This window comes from Hyalangium minutum, assembly GCF_000737315.1.
Lineage (GTDB): Bacteria > Myxococcota > Myxococcia > Myxococcales > Myxococcaceae > Hyalangium > Hyalangium minutum.
Map to the genome: position 1 here is coordinate 779,515 of NZ_JMCB01000006.1, position 19,313 is coordinate 798,827.

A 19,313-nucleotide genomic window follows, 5' to 3' on the forward strand; every position below is an offset into this window, starting at 1 on the left:
CTGCTAGGTTGGGTGGGCTATGCACGACATCCTGCCTTCCCGGCTCGTCCTGCTTGCCGTGCTCGTGTCCTCAGGGGCTCTGGCCAGCGACTCGCACGAGAAGATCGTCATCCGAAACGACATGGTTTCGGACCATCCCGGCGTCTCTACGAGCAGCGTCTACGTGTCCGGGCAGATCGCGACCGTCCTCCGCTTCGAGAAGGACGTTGATCCGGCGCAGACGAAGTTGCTGGGGTGGGAAGGGCGGTTCGAGCCCCTGGTGGTGGGGGGCAAGACGGTGGTCATCGTGCCGATCCGGAATCTCGACCGCGATGAGGTAGTCCCCCTGCTCATTACGCTCGTGGACGGAACCGAGTTCCCGTTCATCGTGAAGCCCAAGAGCTTTGAGGAATGGGGGTGGACCGACCATCAAGTCAACGTGTTCAAGAGTCCCGACAGTTACAAGGCGGTGCTCGCATCCCTGAACGACTCGCTCAAGCGAGAGCGGGACCTGCGGGAGAAGGTCGAGCGGTTCAAGGAAGAAGAGAACTCCGTCGATCACGCCTACGCGACACTGCTCGCAAACGGCCAGGTGAAGAAGACGCCATTTAGCCGCAGGTTGGTCTACCGCCCGAAGAACGAGGACATGGACATCGTGGTCGAGGTTTTCTCGGGACCGGGTAAAGCGGCAGCCATCGTCACCCTGACGAACACCTACTACGGCGACGACTGGAAGTTCGAGCGTGCCTACCTGACGCGCGACTTTACGAGCTTCACGGTTCGGCCCTTCGCGCTTCGCATGGACCGCGCCACGCTCGTCCCTGGCCAGACTGGAACAATCGCGGTGGTCGTGGACCAGAGCGCCTTCGAGACGAAGAACGGGGACGTGACGGATCTCGCCCTCCAGATCTTCCGTGGGGATGGTCTGATCCAGGTGGCCGTGGCGCTGGAAGCCTCGCTCATTCGCCGGTAGAACCGCCGCTCATGTCCACCATCAAAGCCCTCGTGCTCGGCCCTGTCGTCCTACTCGCTACGTCTCCGGGCTGCATCACAACGGGCGGCGTGTCGCTGCGCCCGGATGGCACTCCAGGCCCGGAGGAATGTCCTCCGAAGGCACTCGAAGTCATGCGGTACCTGAGACTGCATGTGGGGGAAAGCGCGTTGGTGGATCTCGACGCGAACCAGATCGGAAGTCGGCGTGTCACACTCTACGACGGCCCCATCGAGAGCGTCCTGCGAGAGGACTTTGGCACGCTGGAGGGGCCTGCTCGCTTATACGGGCGGGTCTGGACTGCTGGCCCACAGGTCGTCATCCGCTATTACGCGGCCCACCCCATGGACGGCGACAAGGTTCCCATCTGCGCGGTTGCCCGCCTGGGCGATGACCAGATGAGGAAGCTCCCCGAGTCGAAGCCTGGGACGGCGATCCTCGATGGCTCCGTGGCGGCGGCCTTTGTTGTCGATGCCTTCCGGTGAGTCCCGCCCGGTTCGCTTCAGTCCGCTAAATCACTGACCTGAAAGAATGCATGGGCTGAAATGACGGTTCCTGCCCTTCATCCATGCGTCTTTGCAAGGGGCTGCGGACGACCCGTGCGTATGGCTGCTTCGTGAGCGGCTGCGCTCTGGGAGCAGTGTGGGGCGCGTGCACTTCGAGCACTCGGGTTGAGCGCATGGAGGGTGAGAAGGACCGCGACTTCTTCAACTCTGTGCTCGTGGACGCTCTGCGCAGATGGGCTCCGCCCAGGTGCGGGATCAGTTGACGAATCTGCACGTGATTGGGGTGGCAGAGGGACAAGGGAAACGGGCGCCACCCGGCGCCTCCTCCTCTTCTCCGGGGCAGCCATCTACCCTGATCACCTCCTCGCAAGATGGGGTGACATATGCTGCCGTGGCGGATTGCCTGGAAAGCCGAAGTGTTGCTCGTCGCCAGCGCCGGGGGAACGGCCCTTGAAGGGGTTGCCGCATGAGGAGCCCAGCAGCGAGTCGGCCCTTGTGGTGGCATGCGGCCGTCAGCCTCATGCTGCTGGCGGCCTTGGCCGCGCCCGGGGCCCAGGCCTCTGAGAAGACGAGCCAGATGCGGGCCGTGGTGGGGGCGGGGGTCTCTCAGGGCACCGCGCTGGGCGACCCCTGGGCGCCGCGCACCTCGTACAGCGTGAGCCTATGGGGCTTGTGGGAAGCAGGCCAGGGAGTGGGGGCGCGCGTGACATTGCTGCCCCCGGCCACCTCCGCCGGAGCGTGGGAGCTGTCCACCGACGCGGTGGCGCGCTTCACGGGCGAGGGGCCGCTGTACTTCAAGGCCCTCGGTGGAACGGCCGTCACCTCCCGCCCCTGGTGGCCTCCACGGCTGCGCGCCGGGGGCGAAGCCGGAGTGCACGCCATCCGCGGGAGCATCGGGCTGGAGGTGGGAGTTGCTGGCGTGTACTCGTTCCCGCCCTCCCGCTTCGCGCAAGGCGAAGGGGTGGTCTCCCTCGGGGTGAGCCTCCTCTTCGGCTTCGGCGCACCGTCCCGCACGCCTGCCCTGGCCCCGCCTCGGCGTGAGTGGGCGCAGCAGTCCGCCCACAGTCCGCAAGGCGCCGTGCCGCCACGTGAGCCAGGCCCCTCCTCCGAGGCGGAGCCGAGGCCGGCGGGGCTTGCGCCCGCTGCTTCGCAGGTGGCGCTCACCGCCTTCGCAGAGCGGGACGTGATTCAGCGGATTCTCCTGCTCCAGAAGCCCGGGGCCGTCCAGGCCTGGTGGAACTCGGGGCCCTGGGAGGACTTGGCTCACTGGAGCCACCCGCTGTCGGAGTGGGAGCACAAGTACGCCGAGGCCATGAGCGCGGAGACGGTGCCCGAGGCCCTCCGCATGTGGCCGCTGGTGACGCCTCAGCGCCTCACCCCCGCGCAGCGAGAGGACATGGAGCGGCGTCTGGGCACGGGAGCCGCCGCCGCCCAGGGATATGCCCACTGGGAGAACCGGCGAAGAATCGTCAAACACTACGTCATGACTCACCCAGCCACCCTCCAGGCTTTGCTGGGGGCGTATGGGCTGGCCAGAGATTCCAACCCGCTGCACTTCGCGCTGGAGCGCGGCTGGCAGATGGGCAGTGGCCAGGAGATGTTCACGGGCCAGGAGATGTCCCCGCTTGGCGCGGCCCAGGAGTTCTTCACCGCGCTGGCAGTGGGAGTGGCTGCTGGGAAGTTGATGACCGCCACGCGGCCGGTGCCCGGGTGGGGTGTCCCGGAGCCGGTGGAGCCGGTGCGCCCTGGCAAGGCGGAGGCTTCGCCCGCTCCGCCGAGAGTCACGGCACCTGCTCCAGAACCTGTTCCAAGGCCAGCACCGCCCGCTCCGGGGCCGGGTACCCTCGCGCCCTCACCCGAACTGGTCCAAGTCCTCACGGGCAAGAACCCAACGCCGCAGGTGCCCGCCGGCCCACGCCTGCGTCAGGACCTCACCGTCAAGCCGAAGGTGCCAGACCTGTTGCCACGGGGCCGTCCCATCAGCCCCAGCGCCAGGCAGAATGCGCAACTCCAGGAGGACATCAAGTACCTGGAGGACGTGCTACTCGCCGAGAACATTCGGGTGAACCAGCAGCAAGTGACGCTGGCGAACGGCCAGCGCGTGGGCATCAATCGGCCGGATCTGCAATTCGACTACAAGGGCCAGCGCTATCATGTGGAGTACGACTCACTGACTTCGGGCCGTGGCCCTGCACACCAGTCGCGCCTCACCAACAACGACCCCAACGCCCTCATCATCCGGATCATCATCCCCGAGGAATGAATAAGGCGAGCCTGAATGACGCAAGAGATGAAGGGACTGCTGCTGGAGGACCGCTGGGCGCCTGTCACCTCGACGATGGGCTTTCTGGAACTGGGGGTGGAGCAGGCGGCACAAGCCTTCGCCACGTGGCATAGAGAGGTGCTGACGCCCCGTGGCATCACCGTGGAGGTACTCCCCGTCTCGGGCACCCTGGAGCAAGTCCTCTCCAGCCTGCTGCCCCTGACCAGTGGGGAGAGGCGGCGGCACCTATTTATCCCGACGCGCAGCGCCTGGACAGCCTACGTCGCCGACCAGTGGACCGGGACGGATGCCGCCAGCCCCATGCGCTCCATGGCCCGGAGGCTGAGCATCCGGTGCCTGCGGGTGGTCACCGTGCCCCACACGCTGCGCGGGGATCGAGGCCGCTATGGCGCGGTGATGCTGGAGGTGTACGGCCCGGAGCAGCCGGGGAAGATCAGCAGTACTGTGCGCGCCCTGGCCGCTGCCAATGACGGGGGCCGCTGGGTCTTCGAGCAGGAGGGTGAGCCCTTCCCCTTCGAGCAGGTAGAGAAGTACCAGGCGCGCCGGGTGAGGGACCGGTTCACCTTGGAGATGCTCAAGGACTACCTGCGCCACCTGGGGCTGGCCCCCTTCGAAGAGGACTTCTACCTGCCTCAGGGCTCTTGCGCGTGGCTCATCCAGAAGACGGGCCCCTTCGGCACCATCACGCGAGAATACACGCTGGAGGAGGCCCGCGCCGCCCGCGTGTTGTGACGCACCCCAGTCGGAGGACTGTCTTCGCGGCGCAGGGGCTCACGGCTCCGGGGTGGGTTGGCGCGGAGCACACCGTAAAAGCTCCTTCTACCCCCGGCGAGGCGGGCTCCAGGCTCAGACGCCCAGCTTCTCCTCGAGGTCATCCAGCTCGCGCTTCACCGTGGGGTCTGTCTCGCGAGACCCCTCCACCTTCCGCACCGAGGCGATGACGGTGGAGTGGTCCTTGTTGAACCGCGAGGCGATCTCCGGGAACGAGCTCTTCGTCAGCTTGCGGCACAGGTACATGGCCACCTGGCGCGCGTGGGCCAGCGCCTTGTGCCGCCGGTCCTCCTTCAGCGCCTCCACCGTCACCTTGTAGTACCGCGCCACCTCGCGCTGAATCGCCTCCACGTCCACCACCCGGTTGGCTGGGAGGATGTCCTTCAGCACGTTCGCCGCGAACTCCACCGTCAGCGGCTGCCGCGACAGGCTGTGGATGGCCGACAGCTTCACCAGCGCACCCTCCAGCTCGCGCACGTTGCGCTGGATGTGCTTGGCGATGAAGTGCGCCACGTCATCCGGCAGCGTCAGCCGCTCCGCCTCCGCCTTCTTCTGGAGGATGGCCACCCGCGTCTCGTAGTTCGGCTCGCGGATGTCCGTAATCAAGCCCATGGTGAACCGGCTGCGCAGCCGCTCCTCCAGGCCCGGAATCTCCGAGGGCAGCGTGTCCGAGGTGAGGACGATGGCCTTGTTCAGCTCGTAGAGCGTGTTGAAGGTGTAGAAGAACTCCTTCTGCGTCTCCTCGCGCTTGCCGAGGAACTGGATGTCGTCGATGAGCAGCACATCGCACTCCTCGCGGAACTTCCGCCGGAAGTCCGCCATGCGGTGCTCTCGCACGCTCTCCACGTACTCGTTGGTGAACTGCTCGCTCGACAGGTACACCACCCGCTGAGAGCCGTCCTTCTCCCAGATGTGGTTGCCCACCGCGTGCAGCAGGTGCGTCTTCCCCAGCCCCGTGCCCCCGTAGATGTAGAGGGGGTTGTAGTTGTGGCCCGGCTTCTCGGACACCGCCTGCGCCGCCGCCGCCGGCAGCTGGTTGCTGTCGGAGACCACGAAGGTGGCAAACGTGAACCGGGCGTTCAGCCGAGGCGGACGGGCCGAGTTCTCCTTGACTGTTGGTGCGGGCAGCAGGTTCGGCCCCCCCGAGGGCTCCTCCACCACCTCGTAGGCCACTTTGACCAATCCGTTCCCGACTCGGGCCAGCGTGGCCTCCAGCAGCGAGCGGTAGTGGTCATCCACCCAGTCGCGGAAGAAGCGATCAGGAACGCCCAGCACCAGCGCACCCTCGCGTACATCCAAGGCATGCATGCGTTCGAGCCACGTCAACGCGTACGTCTTTCCCTCCTGCCGGATGGTATCCAGCGTCCGGGTCCAAATAATTCCGGCACTTGGCGGCGTACTCAGGGCTTCTGCGAGGGCACTCACACGTGTCTCGGGGATGCAAAATGGGCGACGGAAGCGAGGGTCGACCGTGCTAACAAACGCACACTGGACGATCAAGCACCCAAGTCAAAGGGCCGGAAGTCCGACGCTTTCTGCCGCCATTTCTGATCGGCAACGGCCATGCCGTTTTGGCTTGATTGTGGTGGCGGCCGACCCACCCCCCAGGTCTTGGGGTCGCCCGCTGAGGGTTCACGGGGAGTGTGGATGGCGCAAAAAGAGGGGCGGCGCTGATCGGCCGGGCAGGCGGCGCGGACGTCCGACACACGTCCAACGTTGACTTGGGTGGGAGAACGGGTTACGAGCGCCGCCTTTTCCTAGGCCGCGTCGGATCAGAGACGTCGCCGGTGTTTCAGGAGTTCAGCCATGGCCAAGGCCAAGCGCACGTATCAGCCGTCGAAGGTGAAGCGCAATCGCACGCACGGGTTCCGCAAGCGCAACAGCACGCGGGCGGGCCGGGAGGTCCTCAAGCGCCGCCGCGCCAAGGGCCGCAAGCGGCTGGTGGTGTCCGCCCCGAAGAAGTAGGCCGAGGGCCAGCTCGTGACGGCCGCGGACGCGGGGCCAGAGCGCCAGGGTGAAGGTTTCCCCAAGGCCCTGCGCCTGCTGCGCCGCTACGAGTTTCTGCGGGTCCAGGAGGGCGGGCAGAAGCTCACCTCGGACTGCCTGCTGGCGTTGGTGAAGCGCAACGGCCGGCCGTACAGCCGGCTGGGGCTCACAGTGTCCAGCAAGGTGGGCAACGCAGTGGTGCGCGTTCGCCTGCGGCGCCTGCTGCGCGAGCTGTTCCGCAAGCGGCGGGGGCAATGGCCCGCCGGGCTGGACGTGGTGTTGGTGGTGCGCTCGTCGGCGAAGGAGGTGTCCTTCGCGGAAATGTCGCGTGCCTTCGACGGTGTTACCCGCAAGCTTCAGCGGCTCTCTCCCGCCACGACAGGAGGGGCTTCCTCGTGAGTCCGCTCGCCTTCCTGCTCTCGCTGCCCATCCGTTTCTACCGCCGCTTCCTCGGGCCCCTGCTGCCGAAGGTGTGCCGCTTCTACCCCTCGTGCTCCACCTATGCGATGCAGGCGCTGGAGAAGCATGGCGGCCTCAAAGGCTCCTGGCTCACCGTGCGCCGCCTGTCGCGGTGCCACCCCTTCCACCCTGGCGGCATGGACCCGGTGCCCTGAGCCCGGCCCCCGCCCCGTAACGCCCTCTCCTCCGGAGAGAGGACTTTATGAACCTCCCCCCTGACGATCCCTTCTCGCCGAACTCGAACGACTCCCAGAAGCGCCTGCTGATGGCCCTGGGCCTGTCCTTCGCGGCCGTCATGCTCTACATGGTCTTCTTCGCGCCCACGCCGACGCCGCCCGAGGCCGGTGCGGCGGACGGGGGCGTGGTGGCGGGGCCCGCCGACGCGGGCGTGGCGGCGCCCCCGCCGGGCGCGGCCACTCCGGGCGGCACGCCGGAGCTGACGGCCTCGCCCACGGAGCAGGAGGTGGCGCTGCGCACGGTGGAGCGCAAGCGCGAGGAGAGCGTCTACCTCTTCTCGAACGAGGGCGCGGGCCTGACTTCGGCGGAGCTCATCGGCCCGAAGATGCGCGAGCAGCAGCACCTCACCATCGCCGAGGGCTTCCAGAAGCTCTTTGGCAAGGAGCTGCCGCCGCCGCCGCAGATGAACCTGGTGCGGCCGGTGCCGGGCCAGCCGCTGCCGCTGTCGGTGAGCATCGAAGGCGGCTCGCCGCTGCCGGCCAACACGCGCTGGGCGGTGGCGGAGACGGGCGAGGACAGCGTGGCCTTCTCCGCGCGCCGAGGCCCGTGGGAAGTCACGAAGACGCTGCAGTGGGTGCGCAGCGGCTTCGAGCTGGCCTACACGGTTCAGGTGAAGAACACCTCGAGCCAGCCGCTGAGCGGCGAGCTGCAGGTGCACCACAACCGGGCCATCGACCCGAACTTCGAGCACGCGCCGTCCTTCTTCGGGGGCGTGGGCAACCAGAGCCGCGCGGCCTGCCACGTGGGCGAGGACCTGCACAAGCTGGTGCCCGACGACAAGCCGCCGCAGGACACCACGGGCCCGGTGCACTACTTCGGCATTGATCAGCAGTACTTCCTGTCGGTGTTCTACCCCATCGAGGGACCTCGGCAGGGGCACTGCACGCTCCTGGCGACGCCCACGGCGCGTCAGGTGACGGCGGGCTTCCCGATTACCGTGAACCCTGGCGAGACGGTGACGCTGCGCTTCGGCGGCTGGCTCGGCCCGAAGGATCCAGATCTGCTGAAGCCGCTGCCCGGTCAGGACGTGCTGCGCTCGGCGGGGATGGCGGCGGCCACGTGGCACCCCACCGTCGAGAAGACGGTGGACTTCGGCATCTGGGAGCTCATCTGCAAGGTGCTCCTGTTCTTCATGAAGTTCTTCCACTCCGTCACCGGCAACTGGGGCGTGGCCATCATCCTGCTCACGGTGCTGGTGAAGCTCGTGCTGCTGCCGCTCACCTACAAGTCCATGGTCGGCATGGAGGCGGTGAAGGAGCTCCAGCCGAAGATGGAGGAGATCAAGAAGAAGTACGCGGATGACCGCGAGCGGATGAACCTCGAGGTGATGAAGCTGTACCAGCAGGCCAAGGTGAACCCGCTCGGCGGCTGCTTGCCCCTGCTGATCCAGATGCCGGTGTGGATCGCCCTGTTCACCGCGCTGCGCAACAGCTTCGACATCTACTGGGAGCCCTTCATCGGTCCCATCTGGAGGGACTTGACGTACAAGGACCCCACCTACCTGCTGCCCCTGGCGCTGGGGGTGTCGATGATCATCACCCAGAAGATGCAGCCGCAGATGATGGATGCGGCCCAGGCGCGCATCATGATCTGGGTGATGCCGGTCATCTTCACGCTGACGCTGCTGCAGTACCCGGCGGGTCTGTCGCTCTACATCTTCACCAACAACCTCCTCTCCATTGGTCAGCAGTACGGGTTGAGGAAGTGGCTGGATCACCAGAAGTTGAAGCGCGGGGGCGTACCGGCGGCATCCGGGGGAGGCAAGCGCAAGTGACGGAGCAGGCTCAACCGCAGCAGTCCCCCTCTGGCGCAGGCACAGGAGGGGAGACCCGCGGCCGCGTGGAGAAGCTCCTCCCGGACATCCTGGGGCTGATGGGCTACCCCGCCCGGCTGGAGTTCCGTGACGCCTCGGATGGCAGCCTCGCCGTGGCGCTCCACTTCGAGGCGGGTTTGCCTCCAGGCGTGGAGAGCGGCAAGCGCAGCCAGGTGCTGGACTCGCTCCAGTTCCTCCTCAACAAGATGCTCCACCGCCCGGGCTTCGAGCGGCGCTGGGTGTTGCTCGGCGCGGGTGTCTTCCCCGAGCCTCGGCCTCGCAAGGAGGCCCCGCCTCTCGCGCCCGCTCCGGGTGCGAGCGGTGCTGCGCCGGCGCCACGTCCGGCGGCTCCTCCGAAGGCTCAGGCGCCCGCCCCCGCGCCGGCTCCCGCTCCGCAGCAGAAGGCGGCGCGGCCTGCTCCAGCGCCTGCGGCCCCGCCTCCCGCGAAGCGCGGCGAGCCGGACGAGCGCACGGTGGAGGCGCCCGAGGATGCCGTGCTGAAAGAGGCTGCCCGCCAGCTGGCCGGGAAGTCAGGTTCGCTCGGCCGCTTCTATGCCATCGCGGCCATGAAACTCGAGGACCGGGCGCGCGTCTTGAAAGCAGTGGAGGGTGTGGCCGGCGTCGCGGTGACGGGCGAGGGCGAGGGCCGGTGCCGCCGGGTGGTGTTTACTCCGGAGAAGCCCGCGCCGCTGCCGCGGAAGATGCTGCTGCCGGATGATGACGAGGACGATTTCGAGGGCTGAGCGGCCGAGGCTCGGTCTTGAGGTGGGAGCCATGGGGAAGGCGAAGTCTCTCAAGGACAAGCTGTTTGGCGCGGCGGTGCTGAAGATGAGCTTCCGCCTGCGTGGGGATGAGGACTCGCCCGCCTTCCGCTTCGTCTACCCGGGCGTGCTTCGAGACCTCGAGCTGGAGGACGAGGCCGTGGAGAAGTACATCCAGGAGCACCGCGACACCGTGGAGAAGGCGGCTCGCGGCTCCACCCCCGCGCCGGGCCCTCGGTAAGCGGACCGGTGTCTGTCTCCACCATCGCTGCCCTGGCCACCGCGCCCGCCGCTGGCGCCGTGGGAATTGTCCGGCTGTCTGGGCCCGTGGCGCTCGAGGTGGGCCGCAAGCTGGCCCCCGGAGTGCCCGCCGAGCCCACGCCCCGCCACGCGTACCTGACTGCCTTCGTGGATGCGGAGGGCCGGACGCTCGATGAGGGGCTGTTCCTCTACTTCCGCGCGCCGAGCTCTTTCACCGGAGAGGACGTGGTGGAGCTGCAGGCCCACGGTGGGCCGCGTCTGCTGCAGCTGCTGCTCGCGCGGGTGCTGGAGGATGGGCGCGTGCGCCCGGCTCGGCCCGGAGAGTTCACCCGCCGCGCCTTCCTCCATGGCCGCTTGGACTTGGCGCGCGCGGAGGCCGTGGCGGATCTCGTGGCCGCAGACTCGGAGGCAGCGGTGCGGGCGGCGGCAGCGGGGCTCTCGGGCGCCCTGTCCGAGCGAATCCAGGCTCTGGAGGATCCGCTGCGCGCACTCCACGCGGACCTGGAGGGCGTGCTCAACTTCCCGGACGAGGCCGAGGGCGCGGATGAGGACGCAAGCGCTCGGGTAGCGGCGCTGAGGGCCGAGGCGCAGAGGCTCCTGTCCGAAGCGGGGCGAGGCCGGTTGGTGCGGCGAGGCGCTCGGGTGGTGCTCTACGGGCCGGTGAACGCGGGCAAGTCCACCCTCTTCAACCGGCTGGTGGGCGAGGCGCGGGCGCTCGTGGACGACGAGCCTGGCACCACGCGCGATGTCCTGGAGGCTCGCGTCGAGTGGGAGGGGCTGGCCCTGGCGCTGCTCGACACCGCGGGTCTGCGGGAAGCGCCCGGCCGCGTCGAAGCGCTGGGGATCGCCCGCACGCGTGAGTCCCTCTCCGGCGCGGATCTGGCCGTGCTCGTGCTGCCGCCCGGAGTCTCCTCCACCGAGGCCGAGGCCTGGACGCGCGAGGCGGGCGCCACGCCCGTGCTGCACGTGGCCGGCAAGTGCGACGTGGAGGCCCGCGCCGTGCCTGTCTCGACAGGTGAAGCTCTGCTCCGCGTGAGTGGCCTCACCGGGCAGGGCGTGGAGGGACTGCGGACCACGGTCCTCTCCCGGCTGTGGGGAGGAGGAACGCCCTCCGCGGTGGCGCTCGTTTCTGAACGTCACGCTGACGCGCTGCGCCGCGCCTGTGAGGCCCTTGCACGTGCGGAAGAGGCCAGCGGCGTCTCCACTCTGGAGGTCGTCTCGGGCGAGGTAGGCCTGGCGCTCGAGGCGCTCGGAGAGGTGTCCGGGACGCACGTCTCCGAGGCCCTCCTGGACGCCATCTTCCAGCGCTTCTGCATCGGCAAATAGCCCACTTCCGTGGGCCGCCGGGGGGATGTCAGACCCCTCCTTATTATGCGTTCCCGTCCAGCCGCTACACGGAGAGGGAACGGTGATGGAGACCCGCATTGATCAGGCCACGTACTCGGTGCTCAACGCGCTACCCCTGGGGTGGGTGGGCGAGATTGTCGAGGACGAACTCGTCGCCTCGCCTCGCCCCCTGGCCGCCCAGACGCGCGCGGCCTTCATGCTGGGAGTCACGCTCGGGGAGCAGTTGGATCAGCGCCGGGGCGGCAATGGCCGCTGGTGTTTCCTGCGTGCCCCCGAGCTGCACCTGGGCCGCGATGTGATGGTGCCCGAGCTGGCCGGCTGGCGCCGCGAGCGCGTGGCCGAGCCGATGGATCCGAGCGCTCCCTTCCTCACCCTCACGCCCGACTGGGTGTGCGAGGTTGTCTCTCCGGTGACGATTGCCTTGGATCGCACGCGCAAGCTGCCGCTGTACGCGCAGCACGGCGTGTCCACCGCGTGGTTCATTGATCCGGAGGCACGCACGCTCGAGGTGTTCCAGCGTCTCAAGCGCGGCTGGCTCTTTGCTGCTTCCTACGAGGGAGACGCGCTGGTGCGCGCCGAGCCCTTCCCTCACGTGGGGTTCGAGCTGGGCTCGCTCTGGCTGCCCGCCGAGACCGAGGTTCCGCTGGCGCTGGCCGTCGGGCGGTAGCGCCGGGCGGCCTCAGGCCACGAGCGAGAAGACATCGCTCCCGAGCTGCAGCAGCCGGCGCACGGCGCGCACCAGCAGCTCGGGATCCACCGGCGCCGCGAGGAAGCCCAGCGCTCCCACCGCCTGCGAGCGCTTCAGCTCCTCCTCCGGCGCCTTGCCCGCCACCAGCACTCGGGCCGTCACCCGCTGCCCGAGCGCCTCCATGGAGGGCAGCGGCGAGACAATCACCATGTCCGCAGTGGCGCCGCGAGCCTCAGCCGCGCTCGCCTCACGCGCGGCAATCCCCGCCTCGCCCAGCACGCGCAGCAGCCCCGTGGTCGCGGTCTCGCCCCAGCCGTAGACGAGCACCCGCTCCGTCTGCTCCCAGGGCACCCACTGCGGCGAAGCCTCCACGCTGGCCGCGTCCGCGATCTCCAGCTCCAGCGGCGTGAGCATCGGCAGCCCGTCCTGCAGCAGCGTGGGCGCCGGCGCTGCGTCCTGCTCGAAGAGGGCGTCGTCGATGACCACGTCCTCGATCATGCAGTTGTTCATGAAGGCCATGACCTCTTCGGCCGCAGGCAGCTCCACGGCGCGGGGGTCTCCCACCTTCGACACCTCGTACATCTCCCCGCGGTACAGCCGGGAGATGGCCCGGCGAATGGCCGCGTCCGTCGCGAGCCGCGGCACCACCCGGCCCCGGCCCGACACGCTCTTCACCACGTCCAGCGTGTCCAGGCTCGCCGGCGCCGCGATGGCCACCACCAGCGTCGACTCTCGCGCGCCCTCCAGCCGCAGCGGCACCACCTTGCGCGCCTCCGCCACCTTCAACGGCACCAGCCGCGCCAGCCGCGGATCCAACACCAGCGAGTCCAGGTCCACCGAGGCGATGCCCGTCTGCTCCTCCAGCGCGGCAAAGACGCGCTCGGAGGAAGCGAAGCCCTGGTCCACCACCACCTGGCCCAGCGGCAGCCCCCACTGGCGCTGGAACGCCAGCGCTGATTGGAGCTGCAACGAATCCACCACCCCACGCGCCACCAAGATGTCGCCGAGCCGCTTCTTCATGGTCCGTACCTCGCTGCCGCCCCCCGGGCGGTCCATGGGTGGGAACTGGGCTACATGCACCGCAACCCAGGGAGAAAGTAGCCAGCACCCTTACCCATCTCTTGGCCGCCCGTCTTCTTCCCGGGCGCCAGAATGTTCAGCGCCCGCGCCACAAGCCTGCGATTTTCCTGGTTTCCGTCGCTGCTCTCCGGGAAGGCAGGCTGTCCTGGACTGTCTACCTCTCGCCTCCTTGGCAGACTTGGCACGGAGTTTGTGTCAGGTGGAAGTCAGGTAGGTGGTAGTGCGAGACAGGCATGCCCATCTTCCGGGGCGTGTACGACGTTGCTCTCGAAGACGTGCTCCGGTGCCTGAGGGAAGAGGTCCACGGAGCCTGCGGTGCGGTGAAGGTCGGTCAACGGCTGGAGGGAGTCCTCGTGCGTCCGGAGTCGCTGGGGCCCTACCTCCACTTCCGGCGGGGGCGCTACACGCGCAACCTCGTGTACCGGGATCCTCGCTTCGAGGTGGTGCTCAACTGCTGGGATGCGGGCATCTCCTCGCCCATCCACGACCATGCCGAGCAGGAGTGCTGGTTCAGCATCCAGGCCGGCACCTTCCTGCTCGAGGACTACCCGCTGCTGGCTGGAGGCCGCGAGCCGGGCTATGCCCTGCTGGGCAAGCCGCGCCCCTCGGAGGCGGTGGGGCCAGGCCACGTGGACTACCGGGGACCGCTGGACTCCATCCACCGCGTCACCGCGCTGCAGGGCCCGGCCGTCACCCTGCACGTCTACGCGTCGCCCGTGGAGCAGTGCCTGGTGTTCGATGTGCGCCGCCAGCGCTGTGCCACCCGCCAGCTCTGCTACCACTCCGTCTTCGGCCGCCCCGTGGAGGCCCGGCCCAGCGCAGAGCTGCCCGGACGGCTCTAAGCCCACCTCCAAGGCGCTACCCGGTACTGAGGTGGGATGGCGGAGAAGTGTCAGCCTCAGGTTATAGACTCGCTGCGTCATCTGTTCCCAGGGGTTCAAGCTGCCTGGGGCTCGCATCCGCTTCTCTCACGTTGGGCGGGAGAGGGGGAGTCAGCGGCTCTTCCGCCGACGCGTCCGCGCGGGTGACGAGGGAGGTAGCAATGAAGCGACAGGGTTGGATGCTGAGCTGGGGGTTGGCCGTGGGGGTGTGGCTGGCCGCCACGCCGGCCGGTGCCGACGACAAGCGCCGCGATCCTCAGCGGTGCGAGGAGCGCTGTGACGACGAGGCCCAGCGCTGCCGGGACATCTGTAAGAAGTTCGCGGGCAACGACAACGACGCGTGCTTCAAGGCGTGCAGCGACGAGGAGAAGCGCTGCAAGCAGCAATGCAAGGAGTCCGCGCGCCGGTAGCCCGGCGCGGCCGGTCTACCACCGAGTCTCCGGCAGCGGGGCGCTGAGGGCCTGCTGCTGCGAGCGCACCAGCCCCATCTTCACCCCCAGCCGGTACAGCGCCTGGGTCTGCTCCAGCACGGGAGCCCAGGGGGTGGCCACGGAGACGTGGGCGTTGCGCTCATCCTCGCTGTTGTCCCCCGCGCCACCGCCGAGCAGCTCGGAGAGGAGCTCCGCGGCCTCCTTCTTGCGCGGGTACACCTGGACGCGCACCTCGGCGTCCTTGGAAATCTTCGCCGCGTCCTTGGCCAGCTCCAGCGCCTTGGGCAGGCCGCCCAGCTCGTCCACCAGCTTGTTCGCCTTGGCGTCCTCGCCCGTCCACACCCGGCCTCGGGCCAGGGACTGGAGCTGCTCCAGCGGCAGGTGGCGCCCCTCGGCCGCCTTCTGCGTGAAGTCCATGTAGATGCGGTCCAGCATGGCGTCGTTCTTCGACAGCTGCTCCGGGGTGAAGTCGCTGTCGGTGCTGTAGAGGGTGGCGTCCTTGCCGAAGGCGATGGTCTCCCAGTTCACCCCCACCTTGGACCAGAAGTCCGCCGTCACCATCTTCCCGCCGAACACGCCGATGCTCCCCGTAAGGGTGCCCGGCTGGGCCACAATCTTGTCCGCCTCCATGGACACGAAGTAGCCGCCGCTGGCCGCGTAGGTGGCCATGGAGACGATGACGGGCTTGCCCTTCTCGCGGGCGCGCTGCACCTCGCGGCGCACGGTGTCGCTGGCCACGTAGCTGCCGCCCGGGCTGTCCACGCGGAAGACGATGGCCTTCACCCGCTCGTCCTCCGTCGCCTTGCGCAGCGCCAGCGCCACGCTGTCTCCGCCGAACGTCTGGTCCCCGCTCAGCGGGTTGGAGCTGCTCTTGCCGCGGGAGATGCCGCCCACGCCGTACACCAGCGCAATCGTCGAATCCCCCGTGGTGTGCGGCCGGCCCGCGCGCTCCACGTACTTGTCCACGAAGAGCAGCTTGGCGCCCTCGCCCGCCTCCTTCTTCACCTTCTCCAGCACCTGGTCGCGGTAGAGCAGCCCGTCCACCAGCTTGGCCTCCAGCGCCGCCTGGCCCAGCAGCGGAGCGCGGTCGATGAGCCCCTTCACCTCGTCCTCGCTGAGCTTCCGGTCCTCGGAGATGCCCCGGACAATCTGGCCGTACATGCTGCCCAGCAGCTTCTCCATGGCCTCCTTGTGGGGAGCGGTGAAGTTCTGCTCGGTATAGGTGTTGACGGCGTTCTTGTACTCGTAGCGCTGGCCGATGTGCGGCTGCACGCCCACCTTGGCGAACATGTCGCGCGCGAACGGCGTCTCCATCGCCAGGCCCGTGAGGTTCACGTCGCCTGAGGGCTGGATGTAAACTTCATCGAACGCGGCGGCCAGGTAGTAGGCGCCGGTGCCGTTGCCGCCCTCGCCAAAGCTGTCCGTGAAGGCGATGGCCTTCTTGCCGCTGGCTCGGAAGGCCTTCACCGCGTCGCGCAGCTCCTGCGCCGAGGCCAGACCGCCCACCTGCTCCACGCGCACCAGGAGCGCCTTCACCCGGTCGTCCTTGGCGCCCTTCTCCAGCGCGTCCAGCACGTCGCGCATGGTGGTCTCCGGGTTGCCGAACGCACCCGCCAGCGAGTCCTCCGGCGCCTGCTCGGCCAGGGGATGGGACAAGTCCAGCTCGAGCACCAGGTTGCTCGGCACGCTGGGCTTGCTCGATGCGGCGATGACAATCAGGAAGATGAAGCCGAAGAAGCCCAGAATCGACAGGGCACCAATGGTGGCCAGGGCGCCGACGATGAAGCGTTTCATGGGGAGACAGACTCCTCGGGCCGATAAATGGGCGGCCCCAAACGGTCCTTACTACTAACGAGGCCCCGGGACGATCTTCCATCCGTTGGGTGTCCAACGCCTCACGCGGGTCCACTCGGGCATGCGAGCGAACGGCGGTTTCTCGGGATGACGGGTAAGGTTCGCAGGGTTGGTAGCGCCGTGCACCCCCATCTGACTCGCGAGGCCGGCATGCGACGTGCCCCCCTGTCCCTCTTCACCGCCCTGCTGCTCGCGGTGTCCCCCACCCTGGCCCTGGCTCAGGCCCCGGGCGCCACCGTCCAGAAGGCTCAAGCCTCGAAGGCCGCTTCCCCGGCCCAGGCGAAGCCGGGCCCGCTTGCCCCCGTGGCGAGCGTCGAGGGCATCAACGAGTACCGCCTGCCCAACGGGCTGCGCGTCGTGCTCTTCCCAGACCCCACGAAGCCCACCGTCACGGTGAACGTGACGTACTTCGTCGGCAGCAAGCACGAGGGCTACGGCGAGGCCGGCATGGCCCACCTGCTCGAGCACCTGCTGTTCAAGGGCACTCCCACCACGGGGAACATTCCGCAGGCGCTCACCGAGCGCGGTGCGCGCCCCAACGGCACCACGTGGCTGGACCGGACCAACTACTTCGAGACGCTGCCGGCCTCGGACGCGAACCTTTCGTGGGCGTTGACCTTCGAAGCGGACCGCATGGTCAACAGCTTCATCGCCAAGAAGGACCTGGACAGCGAGATGACGGTGGTGCGCAACGAGCTGGAGCGCGGGGAGAATGATCCGCACTCGGTGCTGCTGCGCCGGGTGATGAGCTCCGCGTACCTGTTCCACAACTATGGCAAGCCCACCATCGGCACGCGCGCGGACGTGGAGAACGTGCCGATTGACCGGCTCCAGGCGTTCTACCGGAAGTACTACCGGCCGGATAACGCGATGCTCGTGGTGGCCGGCCGCTTCGAGGAGGCCAAGGCGCTGCAGCTCATCCAGAACACGTTCGGCAAGCTGAAGCTGCCCGCGCAGCCCGTGCCCCGCACCTACACCGAGGAGCCCACCCAGGACGGCGAGCGCGAGGTGACGCTGCGCCGCGTGGGCGAGACGGGAGCGCTCATCTCCACCTACCACGTGCCCGAGGGCGCCCACCCGGACTTCGCCGCCATCGACGTGCTCACCGAGGTGCTCGGCGACACGCCGTCGGGGCGGCTCTACAAGGCGCTGGTGGAGCCGAAGAAGGCCGCGCGCGCGTTCGCGTACAACCTGCAGCTGCAGGATCCGGGTGTGCTCGTCTTCCGGGCGCAGCTGCGTGAAGGCCAGTCCATGGAGGCCGCGCGGGAGGTGCTGGTGAAGACGGTGGAGGAGGCCGCTCGGACGCCGTTCACCGCCGAGGAGGTGAACCGCGCGAAGACGAGCCTGCTCAAGCAGGTGGAGCTGATCCTCAACGACTCGGAGCGCTCGGCCATCCTGCTCTCGGAGTGGGCCGCCATCGGTGACTGGCGCCTGTTCTTCCTGCACCGGGACCGCATCGAGGCCGTGAAGCCCGAGGATGTGACGCGCGTGGCGGCCACGTACCTGAAGACGTCGAACCGGACGCTGGGCGAGTTCATCCCGACGCCGAAGCCGGACCGCGCGGAGATGCCGCCGCGGGTGGACATGGCCGCGATGCTGAAGGGCTACCAGGGCCGCGCCGCCGTGGCGCAAGGCGAGGCGTTCGACCCGTCGCCTGCGAACATCGAGGCGCGCGTGCAGCGCTCGCAGTTGCCCGGTGGGCTGAAGCTGGCGCTGCTGCCCAAGAAGACGCGCGGAGAGATGGTGAGCGTGGCGCTCAACCTGCGCTGGGGCACCGAGAAGGCGGTGATGGGCAAGGAGTACTCAGCGAACATGGCGGGCTCGCTGCTCTTGCGCGGGACGAAGACGAAGACCCGCCAGCAGCTCCAGGACGCGTTCGACCGGCTCAAGGCGCGGGTGAGCGTGGACGGTGGGCCCATGGGTGCGTCCGTCTCGGTGGAGACGAAGCGCGAGAACCTGCCCGAGGTGCTGCGGCTGGTGGCCGAGGTGCTGCGAGAGCCCGCCTTCGACGCGCAGGAGTTCGCGCTGCTGCAGCAGGAGCGGCTCGCGGGGATGGAGAAGTCCCGCTCGGAGCCGGACACGCAGGGCACCTATGCGTACCGCCGGCTGCTGGGCAGCCAGTACCCCAAGGGCCACCCGTACTACGCGCCCACGGTGGAGGAGGACCTCGCCGGAGTGAAGGGCGTGACGCTGGAGCAGGTGCGCGCGTTCTACCGTGACTTCTATGGGGCCTCGAATGGCGAGCTGGGCGCGGTGGGTGACTTCGAGCCGAAGGAGCTCTCGGCGCTGGTGGGCGAGCTGTTCAACGGGTGGAAGAGCCCGTCGCCCTACGTGCGAATTCCGCAGACTTTCAACGACGTGGGCGCGAAGGCCCAGGCCCTGGAGACGCCGGACAAGGCCAACGCCTTCTTCATGGCCGGGCAGAACCTCCAGCTGAAGGACGATGATCAGGACTGGCCGGCGCTGATGGTGGGCAACTTCATGTTCGGGGGAGGCTTCCTGAACTCGCGGCTGGCCACGCGCATCCGCCAGAAGGACGGCCTGTCCTATGGAGTGGGCAGCGGCCTCAACGCGGGGGCGGTGGATCCGGTGGGCTCGTTCTACGCCTACGCCATCTACGCGCCGCAGAACGCCGAGAAGCTGGAGGCCGCGCTGCGCGAGGAGCTGAGCCTGGCGCTGGAGAAGGGCTTCAAGCCCGAGGAGCTGGAGAAGGCGCGCGCGGGCCTGCTGGAGTACCGGCAGACGGGGCGTGCGCAGGACGGAGGGCTGGCGCGGACGCTGGCCAACTACCTGTTCCTCGGGAGGACGCTGGACTACGACGCCCAGCTCGAGCAGCGCATGGCGAAGCTGACGCCCGACGACGTGCGCCAGGCGCTCGCGCGGCACGTGGATGCCAAGAAGCTCACCGTGGTGAAGGCGGGAGACTTCGAGGGGGCGAAGAAGAAGGAGAAGGCGCCGGTTCCCGCGAACGCCGCGCCCTGAGT

At 68.3% G+C, this 19,313-nt stretch carries 18 protein-coding genes; 15 read left to right on the plus strand and 3 right to left on the minus strand.

Annotated elements, in window-relative coordinates; genetic code table 11:
* Positions 1-19 precede the first annotated feature (19 nt).
* From DB31_RS18660 to DB31_RS18675, 4 genes are all read left to right on the plus strand, one after another.
* Positions 20-952, plus strand: a complete 933-nt coding sequence (locus tag DB31_RS18660; protein ID WP_044189405.1) for a DUF2381 family protein — start codon at positions 20-22, stop codon at positions 950-952.
* 11 nt (positions 953-963) lie between these two features.
* A complete protein-coding gene (locus DB31_RS18665) occupies positions 964-1,455 on the plus strand; it encodes a hypothetical protein (protein ID WP_044189407.1) in 492 nt (163 codons plus the stop codon).
* 514 nt (positions 1,456-1,969) lie between these two features.
* On the plus strand, positions 1,970-3,739 hold the full coding sequence (locus DB31_RS18670) for a hypothetical protein (RefSeq protein WP_044189409.1): 1,770 nt from the start codon (positions 1,970-1,972) through the stop codon (positions 3,737-3,739).
* 15 nt (positions 3,740-3,754) lie between these two features.
* Positions 3,755-4,492, plus strand: coding sequence for a hypothetical protein (locus DB31_RS18675; RefSeq protein ID WP_044189413.1), 738 nt, complete (start codon positions 3,755-3,757; stop codon positions 4,490-4,492).
* A 114-nt stretch (positions 4,493-4,606) separates the two neighbouring features.
* On the opposite strand, the gene dnaA is transcribed toward DB31_RS18675, so the two are convergent.
* Positions 4,607-5,956 (minus strand): chromosomal replication initiator protein DnaA, encoded by a 1,350-nt coding sequence (gene dnaA / locus DB31_RS18680; protein ID WP_044189415.1) that lies wholly within the window; start codon positions 5,954-5,956, stop codon positions 4,607-4,609.
* Between the two features lie 381 nt (positions 5,957-6,337).
* Here dnaA and rpmH point away from each other — a divergent pair, with 381 nt between their 5' ends.
* From rpmH to DB31_RS18720, 8 genes are all read left to right on the plus strand, one after another.
* The gene (gene rpmH / locus DB31_RS18685; RefSeq protein ID WP_044189417.1) at positions 6,338-6,496 is read left to right on the plus strand and encodes a 50S ribosomal protein L34; all 159 of its coding nucleotides are present in this window, start codon (positions 6,338-6,340) and stop codon (positions 6,494-6,496) included.
* Between the two features lie 15 nt (positions 6,497-6,511).
* Complete coding sequence (gene rnpA, locus DB31_RS18690; RefSeq protein WP_044189420.1) at positions 6,512-6,916, plus strand: ribonuclease P protein component; 405 nt, start codon at positions 6,512-6,514, stop codon at positions 6,914-6,916.
* Positions 6,913-7,131, plus strand: a complete 219-nt coding sequence (yidD, locus tag DB31_RS18695) for a membrane protein insertion efficiency factor YidD (protein WP_044189423.1) — start codon at positions 6,913-6,915, stop codon at positions 7,129-7,131. The genes rnpA and yidD overlap by 4 nt, the downstream gene beginning before the upstream one ends.
* Positions 7,132-7,178: 47 nt before the next feature.
* Positions 7,179-8,987 (plus strand): membrane protein insertase YidC, encoded by a 1,809-nt coding sequence (yidC, locus tag DB31_RS18700; RefSeq protein WP_044189426.1) that lies wholly within the window; start codon positions 7,179-7,181, stop codon positions 8,985-8,987.
* Positions 8,984-9,769 carry an RNA-binding protein gene (locus DB31_RS18705; RefSeq protein WP_044189429.1) on the plus strand — a complete coding sequence of 262 codons (786 nt, stop codon included), beginning with the start codon at positions 8,984-8,986 and terminating at the stop codon, positions 9,767-9,769. The genes yidC and DB31_RS18705 overlap by 4 nt, the downstream gene beginning before the upstream one ends.
* Positions 9,770-9,800: 31 nt before the next feature.
* Positions 9,801-10,028, plus strand: a complete 228-nt coding sequence (locus DB31_RS18710; RefSeq protein WP_044189432.1) for a hypothetical protein — start codon at positions 9,801-9,803, stop codon at positions 10,026-10,028.
* An 8-nt stretch (positions 10,029-10,036) separates the two neighbouring features.
* Positions 10,037-11,374, plus strand: a complete 1,338-nt coding sequence (gene mnmE / locus DB31_RS18715) for a tRNA uridine-5-carboxymethylaminomethyl(34) synthesis GTPase MnmE (RefSeq protein WP_044189435.1) — start codon at positions 10,037-10,039, stop codon at positions 11,372-11,374.
* 85 nt (positions 11,375-11,459) lie between these two features.
* Positions 11,460-12,062, plus strand: a complete 603-nt coding sequence (locus DB31_RS18720; RefSeq protein ID WP_240486753.1) for a Uma2 family endonuclease — start codon at positions 11,460-11,462, stop codon at positions 12,060-12,062.
* Between the two features lie 12 nt (positions 12,063-12,074).
* On the opposite strand, the gene DB31_RS18725 is transcribed toward DB31_RS18720, so the two are convergent.
* Entirely contained in the window at positions 12,075-13,103 is a 1,029-nt protein-coding gene (locus DB31_RS18725; protein WP_044189440.1) for a GspE/PulE/PilB domain-containing protein, read from the minus strand.
* Between the two features lie 293 nt (positions 13,104-13,396).
* On the opposite strand from DB31_RS18725, the gene DB31_RS18730 reads away from it, so the two are divergent.
* Together DB31_RS18730 and DB31_RS18735 are read left to right on the plus strand one after the other, a co-directional pair.
* Positions 13,397-14,005: a cysteine dioxygenase gene (locus DB31_RS18730; protein ID WP_044189442.1), complete on the plus strand. Its 609-nt coding sequence runs from the start codon at positions 13,397-13,399 to the stop codon at positions 14,003-14,005.
* A gap of 200 nt (positions 14,006-14,205) precedes the next feature.
* Positions 14,206-14,454 carry a hypothetical protein gene (locus DB31_RS18735; RefSeq protein ID WP_044189444.1) on the plus strand — a complete coding sequence of 83 codons (249 nt, stop codon included), beginning with the start codon at positions 14,206-14,208 and terminating at the stop codon, positions 14,452-14,454.
* 15 nt (positions 14,455-14,469) lie between these two features.
* On the opposite strand, the gene sppA is transcribed toward DB31_RS18735, so the two are convergent.
* Positions 14,470-16,269 carry a signal peptide peptidase SppA gene (gene sppA / locus DB31_RS18740; protein WP_044189446.1) on the minus strand — a complete coding sequence of 600 codons (1,800 nt, stop codon included), beginning with the start codon at positions 16,267-16,269 and terminating at the stop codon, positions 14,470-14,472.
* A gap of 210 nt (positions 16,270-16,479) precedes the next feature.
* On the opposite strand from sppA, the gene DB31_RS18745 reads away from it, so the two are divergent.
* Positions 16,480-19,311 carry a M16 family metallopeptidase gene (locus DB31_RS18745; protein WP_420806708.1) on the plus strand — a complete coding sequence of 944 codons (2,832 nt, stop codon included), beginning with the start codon at positions 16,480-16,482 and terminating at the stop codon, positions 19,309-19,311.
* The last annotated feature ends 2 nt before the right edge of the window (positions 19,312-19,313 follow it).

Excerpts from the sequence above, each read along its gene's own strand:
- DB31_RS18660 (WP_044189405.1), top strand. The coding sequence starts at position 20 with ATGCACGACATCCTGCCTTCCCGGCTCGTCCTGCTTGCCGTGCTCGTG.
- DB31_RS18665 (WP_044189407.1), top strand. The coding sequence starts at position 964 with ATGTCCACCATCAAAGCCCTCGTGCTCGGCCCTGTCGTCCTACTCGCT.
- DB31_RS18675 (WP_044189413.1), top strand. The coding sequence starts at position 3,755 with ATGACGCAAGAGATGAAGGGACTGCTGCTGGAGGACCGCTGGGCGCCT.
- rpmH (WP_044189417.1), top strand. The coding sequence starts at position 6,338 with ATGGCCAAGGCCAAGCGCACGTATCAGCCGTCGAAGGTGAAGCGCAAT.
- yidC (WP_044189426.1), top strand. The coding sequence starts at position 7,179 with ATGAACCTCCCCCCTGACGATCCCTTCTCGCCGAACTCGAACGACTCC.
- DB31_RS18710 (WP_044189432.1), top strand. The coding sequence starts at position 9,801 with ATGGGGAAGGCGAAGTCTCTCAAGGACAAGCTGTTTGGCGCGGCGGTG.
- DB31_RS18720 (WP_240486753.1), top strand. The coding sequence starts at position 11,460 with ATGGAGACCCGCATTGATCAGGCCACGTACTCGGTGCTCAACGCGCTA.
- DB31_RS18725 (WP_044189440.1), bottom strand. The coding sequence starts at position 13,103 with ATGAAGAAGCGGCTCGGCGACATCTTGGTGGCGCGTGGGGTGGTGGAT.
- DB31_RS18730 (WP_044189442.1), top strand. The coding sequence starts at position 13,397 with ATGCCCATCTTCCGGGGCGTGTACGACGTTGCTCTCGAAGACGTGCTC.
- DB31_RS18735 (WP_044189444.1), top strand. The coding sequence starts at position 14,206 with ATGAAGCGACAGGGTTGGATGCTGAGCTGGGGGTTGGCCGTGGGGGTG.
- sppA (WP_044189446.1), bottom strand. The coding sequence starts at position 16,269 with ATGAAACGCTTCATCGTCGGCGCCCTGGCCACCATTGGTGCCCTGTCG.
- DB31_RS18745 (WP_420806708.1), top strand. The coding sequence starts at position 16,480 with ATGCGACGTGCCCCCCTGTCCCTCTTCACCGCCCTGCTGCTCGCGGTG.